An 18,816-nucleotide genomic window follows, 5' to 3' on the forward strand; every position below is an offset into this window, starting at 1 on the left:
CACAATTCAGACCAGATTAAGTGGTACAGCAAGATAATTACTGACATGCGCAGAGTGTGGATATCGTCATGTTATTGATTGGCGGCTGAATTACCCATTTTGGGTTTTAACAGGCTGCATCACAGGTATAATGCGTGGGCATTTTTACACGGCAAACAGTCATTGCTGACCAATAAGGAAGTATGTGTCTCATATGGAACCTGATACCGAGCCAACAATAACGGGCCTGTCCCGATAAGAATCGAATTAAGGTGAAACAGTATGTACCAAGCTCTGCAGAATACTTTCCAATCCCTGATGCTGGTCATCTGTCTGGGGATACTGGCAGGTCAGGCGAGTGCAGAGTTATTTGTACCCTCTACCGCAGTGGTTGTTCTGGCCGCTGACACCAGCTTGCAGGCTGCTGCCAAGCAAGTGAATACCAAGTATGGCGGTGAAGTGGTGAAGGCTGAAACCGTCAGTAAAGAAGGTCGGCAGGTACATCAGATTCGTTTACTGATTGATGGTCGGGTTAAAAATGTTGATATTGACGCAAGTTCAGGGAAAGAACTGTAACTTGCATCTGTCTGCGCAATCTGGTCTCTTCTCTGTTATATATTCTTCTGTTTAGCCCGCTAACGGGTATTTATTTTAAGGAGTGATGGATGAAACTTCTGGTTGTTGAAGACGACAGTGATTTAAGACGCCAGCTGGTTACCGCCCTGTCGAATGCCGGTTATACCGTGGAAGAGGCGGAAGACGGTCAGGAAGCTGTATATCTGGGGACTGAATTTCCTTATGACCTGGCGGTTGTTGATATTGGGTTGCCGAGCCTTTCCGGGGTTGAAGTAATCCGCAAATGGCGCGATGAAGATGTGAATTTCCCGATCATTATCCTGACTGCCCGTGGCGACTGGCAGGATAAGGTTGAAGGGCTTGAGGCCGGTGCGGATGACTATCTGGTGAAGCCTTTCCATATGGAAGAATTACTGGCTCGTCTGAATGCTCTGTTGCGCCGTGCTGCGGGACATGCCAAGCCGATGATGGAGTTTGGTCCGTTGCAGCTGGATACCAGTGGCCGGGTTGTTAAGCTGAACGGTGAAACCGTAAAGCTGACCAGCTATGAGTACCGTACGCTTGAGTATCTGGTGCTGAATGCCGGTAAGGTGATTTCGAAGACGGAACTGACAGAGCACCTGTATCACCAGGACTTTGACCGTGATTCTAACGTGCTTGAGGTGTTTATCCGCCGCTTGCGTCAGAAGCTGGACCCGGACCAGACCCTGCAACCTATCGCGACGGTAAGGGGCCTGGGCTATCGCTTTGATCTGACGTTAACCTCCGATCAGGCATGATGCCAAAATCTCTGCGGGCACGTCTGCTGCTCGCATCTCTTCTGCTGCTGCCAGTGTTTTTTGGCCTGACGGGGTTTGCGCTCCAGCAAGCCTTCAGTCACAGCCTGGCAACCGCCGAAGAACAGCGCTTAAAGCTGCAGCTATATCTGTTGCTGGGCGCTGCTGAACCTACCTCCGAAGGCATTAATATGCCTGCTACCCTGCGTGAACCGCGCTATAACCAGATCGCATCCGGCCTGTACGGTGTGCTCCATGGTGACAGCCACAGCCTGATGTGGCGTTCAGAATCCAGCCAGCTGCTCAGTGATGACTTGCTGGAACGTCTGGGCCGCACTGAGCTGGAAACCGGCATGGAGTCGTTTTATGAGCTGAGCGAAGATGCCCTGTTTGTGTATCAGTTTGGTTTGCTCTGGGATATTGACGGGGTTGGGAAGCGGTATCTGTTTACAGTGTTAGAATCGAACAGTTTTGTAAAAGCAGAACAGAAAGCCTTCAATACCCGGCTGTGGAGCTGGCTGGGGGCGGCTATCGTGTTGTTCCTGCTCGTGGAAGCCATCATTATGCGCTGGGGTCTGATGCCCCTGAACCGGCTGGCCAGGGACCTTAAGTCGATAGAGCACGGCCACAGTGACCGTTTACAGGGCGAATACCCCAGCGAAGTACAGGTGGTGACGGACAATCTGAATCTGCTGATTGAGAATGAACGTAAGCAACGTGAGCGTTACCGAAATACACTGGGGGATCTGGCCCACAGTCTGAAAACGCCGCTGGCGGTTATTCGTGGAGCCCGGCAGGAAGGGCTGGATTACGTAGATTTCCAGAACCTGGTGAATGATCAGGTGGTACGGATGGATCAGATTGTTCAGTATCAGCTGGCCCGTGCGGTGAAGAGTCAGGGCCGCCGGCTGGCAAAACGTGTCGCAGTGGAGCCACTGATCAAACGGATGGCATCTGCCCTGCAGAAGGTTTACCGCGATAAAGGCGTTGAGGTTGAACTGCAGCTGAAAGATTTACAGCTGGCGGCGGATGAACGGGATCTGATGGAGTTGCTGGGGAATATTCTCGAGAATGCATTCAAGTACGGTGACTCTCAGGTGAGTGTCCGTATGTCACAGGCCGAAGGTATGCTGCGCATCGATATTGCCGATGACGGTGCGGGCATTTCACCTGAACTGCGCCAGACCATTCTTAAGCGTGGTCAGCGGGCGGATACATCCGCCCCCGGACAGGGGATTGGCCTGTCCGTGGCGGTGGATATTCTCAGCAGTTATGGAGGTGAACTGCGGATTTCTGAGTCGCAGTATGGCGGCGCACTGTTCTGCCTGATGCTGCCACTGAGTTACTGAGCGAACGACTAACTGAAAGCTGGACTGAAAGCTTATCTGAACAGTTGATCAGTCACGTAACTTTTCGATTCGCTCAGGCGTAGATGGGTGGCTGGAGAACCAGTCATTGGTGCCTTCTTCATGCTCCTCACTTAAGCGTTCCAGCAATCTGCCAAGGCTCATGGGGTCATGCTGATGCTGTAACAGCAAATCCTTAGCAAAGGCGTCTGCTTCCAGTTCAAATGCCTGGGAGTACTCACTCTCCACCAGAATCGTTGGCAAAGCTGCCAGCACTGAACTGGCGGTACTCATGTCCCCGGTCACCACAATGATGATCAGTGGCAGTGCGCTGCTCTGCAATGCCCGGCGCAGGCCGTGACGCATATTAACGTGGCCGATCTCATGACTCATTACCGCAATCAGCTCTTCATCGTCGCCGGCCAGATCGATTATCTGATCGGTTAAAATGATACTGCCATCGGGAAGGGCAAAGGCATTTGGCCCCATAATGCCGCCGTTACGGAAATGCAGCTGATAGTTGAAATCATCGTCACGGCTGGCAATCAGCGTTTTAAAATCACCGGTCAGCTTTTCACGGCGTTCTGCATTCAGCACGGAGGGGTCAAAGATATACTTATCCAGTGTGCTGAGCGTGTGTTTACTGACCTCTTCATTGACGCTGACTGGCAGCAGAAAAGCTACCTGCCGGGCGGCGGATGGCAGGCCATAGTTAATGCCCCACCAGATAAACAGGGCAACACATATGACCGACAGCAATGCATAGCGGTAACTGTTTTCCAACCGGTGAATCCAGCTGAGGCGGTCATCACCGGCAAACTGGCCGATTAACTGATCGACCTGATCATTATCCCGGGTTTCGAATCGTAACCCGTTTGGCAAGTCCAGATACCGGGCTGTTGTGCCGATCCGTGGGCTGATGGTCAGTTCAGACCAGTGACAGCCGCTGACACTCAACTCCGGGCATTCAATCCGGATATCGCCCAGGTCTGCAACCGATAATTCCGCCGGATGACTCTTTGATGTATGACCATCAAAGAGTCTGCCTGAAAGCAGCATCAGATACCGAACTCCAGATCCATCACATCCCCGAGCTCTTCGCCCAGTGCACTCTGATGCCCTGCTGCGTCACGGGTGAATTTATCCAGATCACCGGTGGCAATAAACTGGGTGCATTCGGCTTTATACCGGGCCATTCGAATGTGGGTCCAGGGAATCAGCAGACCAGCGCTGACCATGATGGCCAGAGTGTTGGTCAATAATAGCCAGAACATTTTGCCGGTTTTCAGGTTACTTTCAAAACTATGCTGATCCAGTTTAGTGCTGTTCATGGTGGCATTAATGATTTTTGTATGAACATACACATATACGCCGTAGTAAACGGGCAGGAGTGCCATGCCGAGGAACGGTGCCAGTGGATTGTTTTCAAAATCAGTAATCAGATTGCCACCAAGAATCAGTCCGAAGAAACCGGTAAACGCAACAATGAGTACCAATGCTGCAATGAAGCAGGCAAAGAAAATCGGTTTGGCGCTCAGGTTGCTGGTGAATTTAGTCTGACCGTAACTGCTGTTATTCACATACCAGCGGTTCTGAATGGCAATGATCAACGGATAAATCAGACCCAGCGTGAAGATGCTGAGCAGAGGGAACAGCAGGTAGTTACAGAACGCCTGTCCGTAGGTGCCATGAAAGTTAAAGTTAAGGTTCCGATAACGGGAATTTACCGCCCGGAATTTCAGGGAGCGGCAAATCAGCCATGGCAGAATGATCAGGAAAGCGATAATAAACAGCGGCGTTATCAGTGGGAAAAAACTGGTGCTCAGTGAATACAGAATGATCACGAAAAACGCAATCAGTCGGCCTTTGAGGATGGTCATGGGCTTGGCTGTGTATTCAAAGCTACTGCCAGCCAGGGTTGTATGACCGTAGAAGTACTGGCTGGTACGGACTTTTGCCCAGGCGGAGTAAATGCCCAGGGTAAGCACCGTCAGACAGATATTAACGATCCAGATTTTAAAGAACTCACCGCTTTTACCGTGAAATTCAAAGGGGTGCACCGTTGGGTGCTGGGGAAGATTTTGAGACATGGGGAACGTTCCTTGTGTAGCGCCAGCCTCCTCGCCGGCGCGGTTTTTAAATCAGTTATTCAGCCTGTCAGTCTAGACAAGCTGCTTGGCAAATACCTTAGAATTACGCTGGAAGTTATACAGAGCCTGCTTTTCACCGGGCAGATCCTGAATGTTCATCTGGATGAAGCCCCGTTCTAAAAACCAGTGGGCAGTCCGGGTGGTCAGCACGAACAGTCGCTCCAGTTTTTGCTCCCGCGCGGCCTGTTCGATACCTTCCAGCAGCTTTTCACCCCGATTACCGCCGCGGTAGTCTGCGGCAATGGCGACACAGGCCAGTTCACCGGTCTGTTCTTCAGGGAACGGATACAGCGCGGCACAGCCGATAATGGCACCGTCCAGATCAATGACGGTAAACCGGTTAATCTCGGCTTCCAGCCGCTCACGGGAACGGCGCACCAGCACGCCTGCCTCTTCCATTGGCTGAATCAGTTCCAGAATACCGCCGACATCTTCAATGTTGGCCGGGCGAACCTGTTCGTAAGACTCTTCAATTACCATGGTACCGGTGCCGTTACGGCTGAACAGCTCTGTCACCAGCGCGCCGTCTTCCTTATAGCTGATCAGGTGGCTGCGGGATACGCCGCGTTTACAGGCCTGGGCGGCAGCAGCAAGGTGCCGGGAAATATCCGAAGAGGTTTCCGACGGATCTGTCAGCCGCGCCCGGTACTGGTTGACCAGACGTTCGGCGGTATCCGCCAGCAGTTCTGAGCGCAACTGATCCTTGCTGTCAGTAACGCCGTTGTCGGCACCGAACAGCACCAGTTTGTCGGCTTTAACGGCGATTGCTGTCTGGGTGGCCACATCTTCCACCGCGAGGTTGAATATCTCACCGGTGGGTGAGTAGCCCAGATGTGAGAGCAACACAATATGATTATTTTGCAGCTGATAACGGATCGCTTCGTGGTCGATACGCCGTACTTCACCGGTATTACAAAGGTCCACACCTTCATAGATACCTACCGGCTTAGCGGTGACGAAATTACCGCCGCAAACCCGTATCTGGGCGCCGTGCATCGGTGAATTGGCCACACCCATGGACAGTTTGGCTTCGATTTCGGTACGCAGATAGCCAACCGCTTCAATGACACATTTAAGTACCGGGGCATCGGTAATGCGCAGGTCGTGGTGAATCCGGGTATCAATCTGCTGAGCTTCTAAGCGCTGCTGTAACTGCGGTCGTGACCCGTGAACCAGAATCAGCTTCACCCCCAGGCTGTTCAGCAGGGCGATGTCATGGACAATATTCGCAAAGTTGTCATCCGCTAGTGCATCCCCCGGCAGCATCAGCACGAAGGTTTTACCCCGGTGTGCGTTGATGTACGGGGAACTGTGGCGGAACCAGTTCAGATATTGGGTCAGGTCGTCGATCACAATGATAAATCAGTCAGTTAGCAGTTTATGTGTAAGGCTAAGTGTTCTGTGGATAAAAGCAAGATTCAGAGGCAATACTTGCCAATTAACTGCCGCAAAATGTCCACCGTCGGGCGGATCTGGTCCATCGCCAGGTATTCATCCGGCTGGTGGGCCTGATTAATGGAGCCTGGTCCCATGACAATGGTGTCCATCCCCAGTGCCTGTAAAAATGGTGCTTCGGTACCAAAGGCGACGGTGCTGGCGGTGTGTCCGGTCAGCTGTTCAGCACAGCGAACCAGCTCAGATTGCTTGTCGTTCTGAAACGGCAGAATCTCCGGAAACAGGCGCTGATTGTTAATCGTTACACCAAAGCGCTCTGCCACCGGCTGCAGGCGCTGATTGATTCCTTCACGGAGGGTATCGATATCCATGCCCGGCAGCGGACGTAGGTCATACTCCAGATCGCAGCTGCCACAGATTCGGTTAGGGTTGTCGCCGCCGTGAATACACCCCAGATTCAGAGTGGGGACGGTTACCTGAAAAGCACTGTTTTGATAATTCTGCTGCAGCTCCTGGCGGAAACTGATCAGTTCGCCGAGCACAGAATGCATCGCTTCCAGTGCGTTATTGCCCAGGGAAGGATCAGATGAATGCCCGGCTTTACCGGTAATCTTGATCCCTTCCATCATCATGCCTTTATGCATGTGAATCGGTTTTAGCCCGGTGGGTTCACCAATGACCGCATAACGGGCTTTCGGATAACCGGCTTCAGCCAGTGCCCGTGCACCGTCCATTGAGCTTTCTTCATCGGCGGTGGCGAGAATAATCAGGGGCTGTTGCAGAGGCTGGTCGGTAAAGTGTTTGGCCGCCTCAATTGCGATGGCAATAAACCCTTTCATGTCGCAGCTGCCAAGGCCGTAAAAACGATTGTCTTTTTCGGTCAGCTTAAACGGGTCAGTATTCCAGCGTTCAGCGTTGTACGGGACGGTATCGGTATGGCCGGACAGGACCAGCCCGCCGGGGCCGCTGCCCAGCGTGGCGATCAGATTCGCCTTACCTTCATGGCCCGGCAGGGGCATGATCTCGGTGCTGAAACCTAAATCACTTAGCCAGGCTTCGAGTTTGTGTATCACCCCCAGGTTGCTCTGATCCAGATGCGGCGCAGTGCAACTGACAGACGGTGTGCCGATAAGCTCGGTCAGCATAGTAAGCAGGGATGGCACAGTAGACATAGCAACTCCGTCGCAGGGGAAAATATAGTGTACAGGCTATTGTGCAGGCTTTAGGGCGGGGCGTCCAGAAACGAAAAAAGCCGGCACAGGCCGGCTTTTTGCATCGGTAAAGGCAGTGATTTAACTGAACATACCTTTAAACATAAAGAAGAACATGATCGCCAGACCGGCACCTGCTGGCAGGGTAACTACCCAGGATACGAAGATCGTACCGATTACGCGCAGGTTCAGTGCAGACAGACCACGGGCAATACCTACACCCAGTACTGCACCCACCAGAGTGTGCGTAGTGGAGATCGGCAGGCCTGTACCGGACGCGAATACAACAGTCGTTGCTGCTGCCAGAGTCGCTGCGAAACCACGGCTTGGTGTCAGTTCAGTGATGTTGTTACCAACAGTGGCGATAACCTTGTGACCGTACATAACCAGACCGGCAACGATACCGCCGCCACCCAGCAGCAGAATCCATACCGGCATTGCTGTCTTCTGAGCCACTTCACCGGCAGACGCTACCACACCTACAACAGCAGCCAGCGGGCCAACGGCGTTAGCAACGTCGTTAGAACCGTGGGCAAATGCCATGGCGCAGGCGGTGAACATCATCAGTACGCCGAAAACTTTTTCAACGCTGGCAAAGTGATAGTCTTTGTCATCTTCTTTACGGGCGTGAATTTTCTTCAGCATGGCAACACCCAGGAACATGGTCAGCAGTGCTACACCTACAGAAATCAGGGAGCTGGCGCCAAAGCTCAGGTCCAGACCAACGTGCTTCAGACCCTTAGTGAAGGTCACCATAGAGATCATGAAACCTACCAGGAAGATGTAGTAAGGCACATACTTCTTAGCGTTCTTGAAAGGTTCTTCAGTGTCGAGAATAAGCCGTTGCACACTTCGGAAGAGGAAGAAGGCTATCAGTCCGGCGGTGACCGGCGAGACTACCCAGCTGGCAACGATCTTGGATACTTTACCCCAGTTAACCGCTTCAACACCGATACCCACTGCGGCAAAGCCTACAATCGCACCAACGATTGAGTGAGTGGTTGATACCGGCCAGCCAAAGAAGGTTGCGATCAGCAGCCAGATACCGGCTGCCAGCAGGGCTGAGAGCATCCCGTATACCAGCAATTCCGGTGTGCCGGATAATAAGGCCGGATCGATAATGCCTTTACGGATAGTCGAGGTTACCGCACCACCTGCCAGATATGCACCGGCGAATTCGAAGATGATGGCGATCATGATCGCCTGTTTCAGAGTCAGTGCTTTGGAACCTACAGAGGTACCCATTGCGTTGGCAACGTCGTTCGCACCGACGCCCCAGGCCATAAAGAAGCCAAATATACATGCCATGATGACAAGGATGTCACCGTATTCTGCGATAATGGTCATGGAAATTTCCTATCGGGAAAAAAGAGAAATCGTTATTTCGCCAGTAGCAGCTGTAAACGGCCGCCAACCTGCTGTGCTTTGTCTGCCAGATCACCGATCAGGTTAATCACCTGATACATGAACATAGCATCAATCGGGTGCAGATCTTTTTCTACCGTGAAAAGGGCCGAACGGGCCTGACGTTCCATTTCGTCTGCATTGTGTTCCAGATCATCGATTTCGTGGATCATCTGTTCAACAAGATCCACTTCGTGACCGCTGAAACCGGAAGTAACCAGCTCATCCAGACCGTTCAGCGCAGAAAGTGCCTGAGCAGACGTCTTCAGAGAGACCGACAGGTATTCTTTCATGATTGGCTGAATGGCTTCGGGAATGCTCATCTGGCGTCCCAGCATCAGACCGGCGATATCTTTCGCACGGTTAGCGATCTTGTCCTGCATGCGCAGCAGGTCCAGCAGATCGGTACGGGGTACCGGCAGGAACAGGCCACGGGGCAGTTGCTGGCGAACATCCTTTTTCAGGGTATCGGCTTCATTTTCCAGACGCGCGATATTTTGCTGCAGTTGCTCAGCTTTTTCCCAGTCGTCAGCCATAACGGCTTCGAAGAACGGGATCAGTTCAATGGCACAGGCATGCGCTTTGGCAATGTGTTCCTGCATCGGCTTGAATGGGGAGCTGGCAAACAGCTGAAAAATCGAGTTGTTAGTAACCATATTCAGGTCTCTTTTCTATTCTCGCTCAGGGCAAAATTGGCGCGAGTATACGCGGCCTTGTAATCGCTTTGTAGTAAAAATGACATGAAATAGACACATTAGAGAAGGCTAAAATTGACAATTTCGGCGGCCTCTTTTGTAAGTGTATGAATCTAATGATTTTTATTAGAATTTCTTAAAAAGGGACCGGGGCAAAAAAATTTAAGTTTATTGAAATCTCTGTTCAGAAATTCGCCGATCGGGCAGAACTGTCAGAGGATCAGTGACTTATCTCACGCCTGCCGGGATCAGCGTTAGGCAGATGCCGCGATATCAGGTAAATTGAATCTGACCGACAGCAATACAAAAACTTTTGCGTAACCGGCAATGGTTATCCGAAAAGTACGATAAGAGTGACGGAACATGGCTATACCACAGACAGACGCTTTACCTACTGCCCTTCAGGAATTTGTTCAAAAACGCTGGCTTCAACTTGAAGAGCGCTGTGAGCTGGAACAACTTGACGCTGCTCAGATAGCTGATCTGGTAACGGTAGTGGTGGGCAGCGACTATGCGGTGGATCAGTTTAGCCGTCAGCCGGCAGTGTTTGCTGAATTGCTCGAAAGCGGCGACCTGTACCGCCAGTTTCAGCTGGCTGATTATCAGCAGCAGCTGAGTGCTCAGCTGGAGTCTGTGGAAAATGAAGAACAGTTACACCGGGTATTAAGAAAGTTTCGTCAGCGCCAGATGGTACGGATTATCTGGCGGGATCTGACCCGCACGGCCGATATGCGGGAAACTACCGGAGACTTATCGGATCTAGCCGATACCTGTATTGATCTGGCGCTGCAGTGGTTACATGCTGAATGTTGCAGCCGCTGGGGTACCCCTTACAGCTATGCCACCGAAGGCCATCCGGCTGAGCCGCAGCAACTGATTGTCCTGGGGATGGGCAAGCTGGGGGCCCATGAACTGAACCTGTCGTCTGATATCGATCTGATTTTTGCCTACCCGGATAAAGGCGAAACCCGTGATGGCCGCCGCTGTCTGGCCAACCAGGATTTCTTTAGCCGCCTGGGGCAAAAACTGATTCAGGCGCTGGACAATATTACCGCCGACGGATTTGTGTTTCGTACTGATATGCGTCTGCGCCCTTACGGGGCCAGCGGCCCATTGGTCTGCAGTTTCATGGCAATGGAAGAGTACTATCAGGATCAGGGGCGGGACTGGGAACGGTACGCCATGATCAAAGCCCGTGTGGTTGGTGGTGATAAAGTTAAAGGTGCAGAACTGCAGGATATCCTGCGGCCGTTTGTGTACCGCAAGTACATTGATTTCAGTGCCTTCGAATCCCTGCGCAGCATGAAAGAAATGATTAACCGGGAAGTACGGCGTAAAGGCCTGAGTGGTAATGTGAAGCTTGGCGCTGGCGGTATCCGGGAAGTAGAGTTCATTGCCCAGGCATTTCAGCTTATCCGTGGTGGCCGTGATCCGCGGTTACAGCAGCGGGAGCTGCTGAATATTCTGCCGTTATTGCCGGAATCCGTGGGAATGCCTCAACCGGCGGTGACCGAACTGACCGAAGCTTATACCTTCCTGCGTAACGCCGAGCACTGTATTCAGGCGGTGGCGGATAAACAGACCCAGGAACTGCCGCAGGATGATCTCGGGCAGCAGCGGCTGGCCTGGAGCATGGGCTGTTCCGGCTGGGACGATTTTCTGCAGCAACTGGATCAGCACCGGGACCGTGTCACAGAGCATTTCGGCCATGTGATAACCCCGGCGGAAGAAGATGACGGAGAAGATCACCAGCAGGATAAAGAATGGCTGCTGCTCTGGCAGGCGGAAGATGAAGAGGACGGCGGGCTGCATGTCTTTGCTGAGCACGGCTTTGATGAGCCGGAAGTAGCCTGTAAGTATTTTAATGACCTGAAGTCCAGCAGAGGCGTGCAGATGATGCAGGCCATTGCCCGGGAGCGTTTATGTGCAGTACTGCCCCGGCTGATGCACGATGTTGCCCTGGTGGAAAACTCTGCGGAAACCCTCGGACGGGTATTGCAGCTGATCAAAGCCGTGTTGCGTCGTTCTGCCTATCTGGTGTTGCTGGCGGAAAACCCCGGCGCGCTGAAGCAACTGGTGCGACTATGCTCCGCCAGTGCCTGGTTTGCGGAAACCCTGACCAAGCAGCCGGTACTGCTGGATGAGCTTATTGACCAGCGATCCCTGTATAACCCTCCTACCAAAGATGAGCTGCGGGCGGAGCTGCGCCAGCAGTTGCTGAGAATTCCCGAAGAAGACACCGAACAACTGATGGAGGCCCTGCGGTATTTCAAGAGTGCCCATGCGCTGCGGGTGGCTGCAGCAGATATAACCGGTGCCTTGCCGCTGATGAAGGTCAGTGATTATCTGACCTGGCTGGCGGAAGCCATTCTGGAAGTGGTGCTGGACATGGCCTGGCGTCTGATGACCGAAAAACACGGTGTGCCTTTCAAAACCGCAGGGGTGCCCTGTGATCCCGATTTTATTGTCGTGGGTTACGGCAAAATGGGCGGTATAGAGCTGTCCTACGGTTCCGATCTGGATCTGGTGTTTGTACATGATGCTGAACTGAACCTGTTTACCCCCGGGGATAAGTCTATTGCCAACTCGGTATTCTTTACCCGTTTGGGGCAGCGGATTATCCACATCCTGAATACCTTTACGGCGGGCGGGCAGCTGTATGAAGTGGATATGCGCCTGCGCCCCAGCGGTAATTCCGGTCTTTTGGTCAGCTCTCTACGGGCGTTTGAGGAGTATCAGGAAAAAGAAGCCTGGACCTGGGAACATCAGGCGCTGGTTCGCGCCCGGGTCATTGCCGGTTCTGAGGAACTGGCAAAACGTTTTGAAGCGGTCCGTGAGCAGATTATCGGCAAATCCCGTGATGCCCGTGAGCTGGCGGATGAAGTGGTGAAAATGCGGGAAAAAATGCGTACGCATCTGGGCTCCTCAGAAAAAGAGGCGGAGCAGGCGTTCAACCTCAAGCAGGACCGTGGCGGCATTGTGGATATCGAGTTTCTGGTGCAGTTTTCTGCACTGGCTTATTCGGCAACCTATCCCAACTTGATGGAGTTCACCGATAACATCCGCATCCTTGATGCCATGGAAGTCAGTGGCGTGATTGCACCGGCGGAAGCAGAAACCCTGCGTGAAGCCTATAAAGCCTTCCGGGCGCTGGGTCACCGCCAGACCTTGCAGGATAAGTCCAACACGGTCAGTGATCATGATTTGGAAGATTACCGTGAAGCGGTCACCGGGCTTTGGGAACAGCAGGTCCTGAGTCAGGCCAGTCAGGATGTGCTGAATAAAGAGGCTCAGGACTAAAGCTGGGCCAGTAAAGCTGAGTCAGTGACGCAAACGGCGGCTCTTAAGGCCGCCGTTTATTGTAGGCTTCCGTTATTGCTTACATTTTACCCAGCCCGAAGAAATAGGTTTCGCCGGTGCTGTCATCGACACCGTCGTTATCGGTAACCGCAAATCCTTTGCCCGCCGCATCAATGGTAAAGCCTTCAATTTTATCTACCGTAATGCCATTGAGGGCCTGTAGGTCTGGCAGGAAGTCATGGGCCAGTTGCTTGCTCACCAGTGGTAGTGGCTGGTCCAGAGTCACCGGCTGCAACTGATCCATGCTGACTTTATACAGGCGCTTGATGGCTGCTTTGCTGCCCAGCTGGTTATCACGTTCGATGATATAAACAGCATCACGGTGGGCGGTAATTTCTGAAAGGCCTACCCAGCCTTTGTCTGCCGGTTTATCCAGTGGATAACGTACTGCTCCCCAGGTTTTATCCGCAATGTTATACGCCAGCAGCTTAACGATATTGGCCGGATCGTCCTTCCATGGACGCTGAATCGCTACCCACAGGGTATCGCCGATGCGGGTAATCCCTTCTGCTCCGAAACGCTTTTCTACTGCCAGTAATTCTGCCGGGAAGGGAATTTCCTGTTTAATCTCGCCTTCAGCATTTACGTTATACAGGGCGTGTGGCACCAGTTTTGAGGTTTTGCCTTCTGAGGCCAGCCAGAAACCGCCTTTGCCGTCCGGTGTGATGCCTTCAAGATCCAGCTTCTGGGCTGCTTTTCCGTCACGGGTAACCGGAATACGCCGGGTGATTTTTGCAGGCGTCTGGCTGGCATCTATTTCAAAGATGCTTGGCTGGCTGCGGTAAAAGCTGTCATTGACGGCATAAAGGGTATCCGGCGTTTCCGGATCGGCACTCAGACCTGAAAGCGCGCCCCAACCAATCGGCCGGCCATTGATCATTACTGATTCAATTTGCGGATACTGGATTGCCTGTTCGCCGATCTGATACACCATCACCTGCGCCCGTGGGCCTTTGTCTTCCAGCAGGTCTTTCTCGTTGGCGGTTGCCAGCAGACCACGGTCGCTGATCGCGACGGCAGATTCAGGGGAGACGCCGGATGGCAGTAGTTGCACGAATTCCGGGGCAGCGCCGGTGTCTTTGTATACGCCAACCATTGAGCTGCGCTCAGACAGTACGAAAATGTATGTTTCACCGGAGAACTCCGCAACCAGCAGACCTTCAGGTTCTACACCTTTATTGCCAGAGCGTTTTTCCGGATAGTGACCGGCCCGGGCAATGCGGTATTCCAGATCAAGACCGGATTCAAACAGTACGTCACCGGATTTGGAGAAAATGGTAAAGCCACGGGAGCCGCCTTCAAAATCCCCTTCGTTGGCAGTCACAAAGCGATCGTCGTCCAGCCATTTGATGGCATCGGGTTCGCGTTTTCGCTGTAGTTGTTCAGCGTCGAAGGTCAGGGCACGTTCTTCATCCAGATCGACGTTTTTCAGGTCCACCGCGCCGGCGGAGAAATGGTTAAGCACTTTACCTTTCGCGGCATCAATGATGGCCAGGTGGTTATTCTCCTGCAGGCCCACCACGATCTCATTGCGGCTGTTGAAATCGACGAACTCTGGCTCCGGATCATCAGTTCCGATTTCAGCCAGACCGGTCAGCTCAACCTTACGGGCCTGTTCACAGGCTGGCTGGTTCATTGCAAGTGGGATAACGGTTACATATCCGGCGGGAAACTGAGGCAGCGCGCCACCGTTCAGATCTTCATCCCGTTCGTTTTCGATGGCAACTGCCAGATATTTACCATCTTTGGATACCGCAATTGAGTCAGGCTGGCCACCCAGGTCACAGCGGGCAGTGACTGACTGGTTTGCCAGAGAGATGACTGCCAGGTGACCGGAAGGCTGTGTATAACTTTCCGAGGTATTAACCGCTGCCAGTACGTATTCACCGCTGGTGGCGACTGACGTTGGTTCACCCTCCAGAGCGATAAAACCGGCCGGCTGCGGTTTGGCTGGATCAGTAATGTCTATCAGGCCCAGCCCACCCAGTGGGCTGTCTGAATAGATGAGGGTGTTGCCGTCTTTACTGACATCAATGATTTCAGCGGATGTTTCGGTACTCCAGGCTTTGTCTGCTGGCAGGTTTGCTGTGGTTTCAAAAGAAGCAATCCGGTTGAAACTGCTGGCTTGCACTGAGCAGGCCAGGGTACCAATGAGCGCGGCCAGACAGCTTTTATGTAATAACTTGCCGGAGGTGGAAGACATATCCTGAATCCATAGTTGAGTGAGGTTTAATACAAAACTAGTTGTTTCCGGTGACAGACTGATGACGGAAATATTGCTGTTTTTTTATCAGTGTTCCATGAACGAGGTGGAATAAACGTCAGAATATTCAGTAGCCGGAAACCTTTTTGTGTCACACTGTTGATGTATCGGATTCAGGAGGAAAAATTATGCCGGTTTCAGCATCAGGCTTAAAAGATGCCGTCAGAAAAGGCTTGCTACGGGAAGAGCAGCTGGTTCCCCTGCTGGATCACCTGCGGGAGTGGGATACTGCGCACGGGCAACAGCCGAAGTTTGATTTTACCCATGTGCTTTATTATCTCGGTGGCCTGATTGCCATTGGTGCCATGAGCCTGTTCATGAATCTGGGCTGGGAAGCATTTGGCGGCTGGGGCATTGTTGCCCTGTGTGCGGTATATGCGCTGGCAGGGCTGTTACTGACTAACCGTTTCCGTGATACCGGCTACCTGATCCCCGCCGGCATTTGTGCCGCTTTCGTGCTTACCCTGACACCGCTGGCGGTATACGGCTTTCAGCAGGGCATGGGTTGGTGGCCGGATGATTCGGTATACCGGGAGTATCACCGGCATATCAAACTGTTGTGGATATATATGGAGCTGGCAACCCTGCTGGCGGCGGCCGTGCTGTTATTCCGTTACCGTTTTCCGTTTCTGATGATGCCGCTGGCGGTAACGCTCTGGTATATGTCGATGGATCTGGCTGAACTGGTACTGGAAAGTGGATTTAGCTGGCGGGAAAGACGACTGTTCACCTGCTGGTTCGGATTGGGAATCACCGTTTTTGCCCTGTGGGTGGATATCCGCGCCCGCCGCAGTCTGGATTATGCCTTCTGGCTGTATTTATTCGGGGTCATCGCTTTCTGGGGTGGATTAACATCACAGCATTCCGACAGTGAACTGAATAAGTTTCTCTACTTTTGCATCAATATACTGATGATTGGCCTGGGGGCGGTGCTGATGCGCAAAGTATTCGTGGTATTTGGTGCCATTGGTTGCTGTATCTACCTGGGACATTTGGCGAACGAAGTGTTTGAAGACAGCTGGCTGTTCCCGATTGCACTGACCTTTATTGGTCTGGGGATTATTTATCTGGGGATCCTCTGGCAAAAGAATGAGAAGAGAATTACCACCGCGGTGAGAAGCTGTCTGCCGGCGCCGCTCAGGGAGTTATTGGAAGCCCGTCACGGTTAAGCATCTGAAAAGTAAAAAGCCCGTTTAGTTAACGGGCTTTTTTGTTGATCAGCCTGAAATCGCTTCCAGGGCATAATCCAGTTCGGCGATCAGATCATCCACCGCTTCTGCGCCGACTGATAATCGCAGCAGGCCTTCGGTAATACCAATCGCGTACTTTTCTTCAACCGGCATACCGCCGTGTGACATTGTGAAGGCATGATTGATCATGCTTTCCACGCCGCCCAGTGAGTCCGCCAGTACGAAGTATTTTAACCGGCCGATAACCGCTTTAGCTTCTTCGAGGCCACCTTTAAGGCGAACCGTTACCACTGCGCCGCCGGTTTTCATTTGCTGTTTGCACAGCACATGCTGCGGGTGGCTGGGCAGCCCGGGGTAAATGACGTCTTCAATGGCCGGGTGCTGTTGCAGATGTTCTGCAATGGTCAGCGCGTTGCTGCTCTGGCGGGTCATGCGCAGGTCCAGTGTTTTCAAACCACGCAGGGCCAGGTAACTGTCAAAAGGTCCCTGAATGGCACCGACAGCCATAGCGATGTATTGCAGCCGTTGATGTAATTCAGCATCAGCAGCAACCACGGCGCCGCCGATCAGATCCGAATGGCCGCCAACATATTTGCTGGTGGAGTGCATCACCAGATCAATACCGAACTTGATCGGTTGCTGGTTCCAGGGGGATGAGAAGGTGTTATCCACACAGGTAAGGATCTGGTGTTTTTTGGCCAGATCCGCCAGTGCTTGCAAATCCACCAGTTTCAGCAGGGGGTTGGTGGGGCTTTCTATCCAGATCAGGGCGGTGTCGTCCTGAATAGCCGCTTCAACCGCTGCCAGGTCATTCAGGTCTACATAGCTGGTGGTGAAACCGGAGGTTTTACCGCGGCATTCTTCCAGCAGGCGGAAGGTACCACCGTAGACGCTGGCAGTGACGATGACGTGGGCATCACGGGGCAGCAGCTCCATAACGGATGCTGTCGCTGCCATACCAGAAGCACAGGCGATGGCGCCGGCACCACCTTCCAGTTCAGCCAGGCAGGTTTCTAAAGCGTGCCGGGTTGGGTTTTCCCCACGGCTGTAACCGAATTCCTGCTGGGCGCCGATGTTCTCTTTAATAAAAGAACTGGCGGTTACCACCGGTGGCATGATGGCGTTGTAGGCGGGATCTTTCTGTTCTCCGGCATGGATAACCTGAGTAGCAAATTGTGGATGTTGGGTGTCAGACATAATGCTTCCTGAGTCAGTAAATCAGCCGATGGCGACAGCATGTTCCCGGCGGCGTTTCAGTTTCCAGCTTACCAGTAAAATCAGGCCGGGTGTCAGTAATGATATGGCCAGCCAGTTGGAATTTTCCCAGCCGATCCAGACAAACAGTGCGCCGGCAGAAAATGCGCCGCTGGCATTGAGAAATGCCACAGCAGATTCGTTAATACCCTGCATGCGGTGGGCATCTCCGGGCAGACGAGCCACCAGGCTGCTGCCGCCGACGTACAGCATATTCCAGCCCAGGCCAATGCCGATCAGTGCTGCCAGCACACCGTTATAGGTTGGCTGGTAGATGGCAGTCAGCATGGAGGCCAGCATCACCACATAGCCGCCGAAAATAACCGTACTTTCACTGGTACGGGCGATGATCCGGCCCATAAAGAGCGAAGGCAGGAACATGGCGATAACGTGCCACTGTATGACCTGCATGATATCGCTGAAAGGCAGTTGCAGGGCGTTGAGCTTAAGGGAAGACTGCATCATCAGCATCGCCATGATCATGTAGCCGAAACCTGAGGCGTAGATAGCAACCAGTAACGGCAAAACAGGCACAGGCTGTTTTTCTGGTGGCTGTGCTACTGATTCAGTGCCTTGTTCCGACACTTCCGGCTGAACATGTTTTTCATGACGGGACAGCCGTGCGATAGCAGCCAGCAGCAGGGCCATAAAAATGCCCAGTGCTGAAAAACACAGGTAACTGGCGGCGAACTCCTGATCCACAATAAAGCTGCGGCTGTTACTGGCAATGGCCGGGCCGATAAATGCCGCCAGAATACCCCCGAGGGTAACCAGCGATAATGCCCGGGATTTCATCGAATCATCCAGCCCTTCGGTAGCGGCAAAGCGGAAGAAGGCGAAAGTGCTCAGGCTGACCCCAAAGAGAATGTGTGCCAGCAGGTTAATGCTGAATGATTGCTGCAGAATCGAGATATAACCGGCAATGCCTGCCAGAAACAGGGTCAGGCTGCCAACCAGAAATATCTTCAGACGGCCGAAACGCTGCATCAGCATGGCCAGCACATAGGAACAGGCGATAACGGTGGCAAACTGAATGCCGTAGGGCAGGGTGGATAACTCGCTGCTTGGCGCCAGTGCTTTACCGACGATCGGTGACACGGAGACAGAAATTACTCCACAGGTTAGCGCGATGCCCTGAGTCAGGAAGTACAGCCATGTTTTGATCTGTCGCGGTGACATAATGTGCTCCGTGTATTGATTGTCCTGTGGTGTTAAGA

The 18,816-nt window shown here is 52.8% G+C and carries 14 protein-coding genes; 5 read left to right on the plus strand and 9 right to left on the minus strand.

The window, feature by feature from the left end; genetic code table 11:
• Positions 1-261: 261 nt before the first annotated feature.
• The 3 genes from JYB63_RS09365 to JYB63_RS09375 all read left to right on the plus strand — a co-directional run bounded on the left by JYB63_RS09365 (position 262) and on the right by JYB63_RS09375 (position 2,680).
• Positions 262-555, plus strand: coding sequence for a PepSY domain-containing protein (locus tag JYB63_RS09365; RefSeq protein ID WP_205657594.1), 294 nt, complete (start codon positions 262-264; stop codon positions 553-555).
• Between the two features lie 89 nt (positions 556-644).
• The gene (locus JYB63_RS09370) at positions 645-1,334 is read left to right on the plus strand and encodes a response regulator transcription factor (protein WP_205657595.1); all 690 of its coding nucleotides are present in this window, start codon (positions 645-647) and stop codon (positions 1,332-1,334) included.
• The gene (locus tag JYB63_RS09375) at positions 1,331-2,680 is read left to right on the plus strand and encodes an ATP-binding protein (RefSeq protein WP_205657596.1); all 1,350 of its coding nucleotides are present in this window, start codon (positions 1,331-1,333) and stop codon (positions 2,678-2,680) included. Before JYB63_RS09370 ends, JYB63_RS09375 begins: the two co-directional genes overlap by 4 nt.
• 48 nt (positions 2,681-2,728) lie before the next feature.
• On the opposite strand, the gene JYB63_RS09380 is transcribed toward JYB63_RS09375, so the two are convergent.
• The 6 genes from JYB63_RS09380 to JYB63_RS09405 form a co-directional block, all read right to left on the minus strand.
• Positions 2,729-3,736 carry a M48 family metallopeptidase gene (locus JYB63_RS09380; RefSeq protein WP_205657597.1) on the minus strand — a complete coding sequence of 336 codons (1,008 nt, stop codon included), beginning with the start codon at positions 3,734-3,736 and terminating at the stop codon, positions 2,729-2,731.
• Positions 3,736-4,767: a YjgN family protein gene (locus tag JYB63_RS09385; RefSeq protein WP_205657598.1), complete on the minus strand. Its 1,032-nt coding sequence runs from the start codon at positions 4,765-4,767 to the stop codon at positions 3,736-3,738. The genes JYB63_RS09380 and JYB63_RS09385 overlap by 1 nt, the downstream gene beginning before the upstream one ends.
• A gap of 72 nt (positions 4,768-4,839) precedes the next feature.
• The gene (gene argA / locus JYB63_RS09390; protein ID WP_336510866.1) at positions 4,840-6,180 is read right to left on the minus strand and encodes an amino-acid N-acetyltransferase; all 1,341 of its coding nucleotides are present in this window, start codon (positions 6,178-6,180) and stop codon (positions 4,840-4,842) included.
• Between the two features lie 65 nt (positions 6,181-6,245).
• The gene (argE, locus tag JYB63_RS09395; protein WP_205657599.1) at positions 6,246-7,394 is read right to left on the minus strand and encodes an acetylornithine deacetylase; all 1,149 of its coding nucleotides are present in this window, start codon (positions 7,392-7,394) and stop codon (positions 6,246-6,248) included.
• 120 nt (positions 7,395-7,514) lie between these two features.
• Entirely contained in the window at positions 7,515-8,780 is a 1,266-nt protein-coding gene (locus JYB63_RS09400) for an inorganic phosphate transporter (protein WP_205657600.1), read from the minus strand.
• 32 nt (positions 8,781-8,812) lie between these two features.
• The gene (locus tag JYB63_RS09405; RefSeq protein ID WP_205657601.1) at positions 8,813-9,493 is read right to left on the minus strand and encodes a TIGR00153 family protein; all 681 of its coding nucleotides are present in this window, start codon (positions 9,491-9,493) and stop codon (positions 8,813-8,815) included.
• A 402-nt stretch (positions 9,494-9,895) separates the two neighbouring features.
• Here JYB63_RS09405 and glnE point away from each other — a divergent pair, with 402 nt between their 5' ends.
• Entirely contained in the window at positions 9,896-12,832 is a 2,937-nt protein-coding gene (gene glnE / locus JYB63_RS09410) for a bifunctional [glutamate--ammonia ligase]-adenylyl-L-tyrosine phosphorylase/[glutamate--ammonia-ligase] adenylyltransferase (protein ID WP_205657602.1), read from the plus strand.
• A gap of 79 nt (positions 12,833-12,911) precedes the next feature.
• Here glnE and JYB63_RS09415 read toward each other — a convergent pair whose 3' ends face one another.
• Positions 12,912-15,095 carry an esterase-like activity of phytase family protein gene (locus JYB63_RS09415; protein ID WP_205657603.1) on the minus strand — a complete coding sequence of 728 codons (2,184 nt, stop codon included), beginning with the start codon at positions 15,093-15,095 and terminating at the stop codon, positions 12,912-12,914.
• 188 nt (positions 15,096-15,283) lie between these two features.
• Here JYB63_RS09415 and JYB63_RS09420 point away from each other — a divergent pair, with 188 nt between their 5' ends.
• The gene (locus tag JYB63_RS09420; RefSeq protein ID WP_205657604.1) at positions 15,284-16,324 is read left to right on the plus strand and encodes a DUF2157 domain-containing protein; all 1,041 of its coding nucleotides are present in this window, start codon (positions 15,284-15,286) and stop codon (positions 16,322-16,324) included.
• 48 nt (positions 16,325-16,372) lie between these two features.
• Here JYB63_RS09420 and JYB63_RS09425 read toward each other — a convergent pair whose 3' ends face one another.
• Positions 16,373-17,542 carry a trans-sulfuration enzyme family protein gene (locus JYB63_RS09425; protein WP_205657605.1) on the minus strand — a complete coding sequence of 390 codons (1,170 nt, stop codon included), beginning with the start codon at positions 17,540-17,542 and terminating at the stop codon, positions 16,373-16,375.
• A gap of 21 nt (positions 17,543-17,563) precedes the next feature.
• Entirely contained in the window at positions 17,564-18,778 is a 1,215-nt protein-coding gene (locus JYB63_RS09430) for an MFS transporter (RefSeq protein WP_205657606.1), read from the minus strand.
• Positions 18,779-18,816: the final 38 nt, after the last annotated feature.

It is taken from the genome of Aliamphritea spongicola (genome assembly GCF_017051665.1).
Classification (GTDB): Bacteria; Pseudomonadota; Gammaproteobacteria; order Pseudomonadales; family Balneatricaceae; genus Amphritea; species Amphritea spongicola.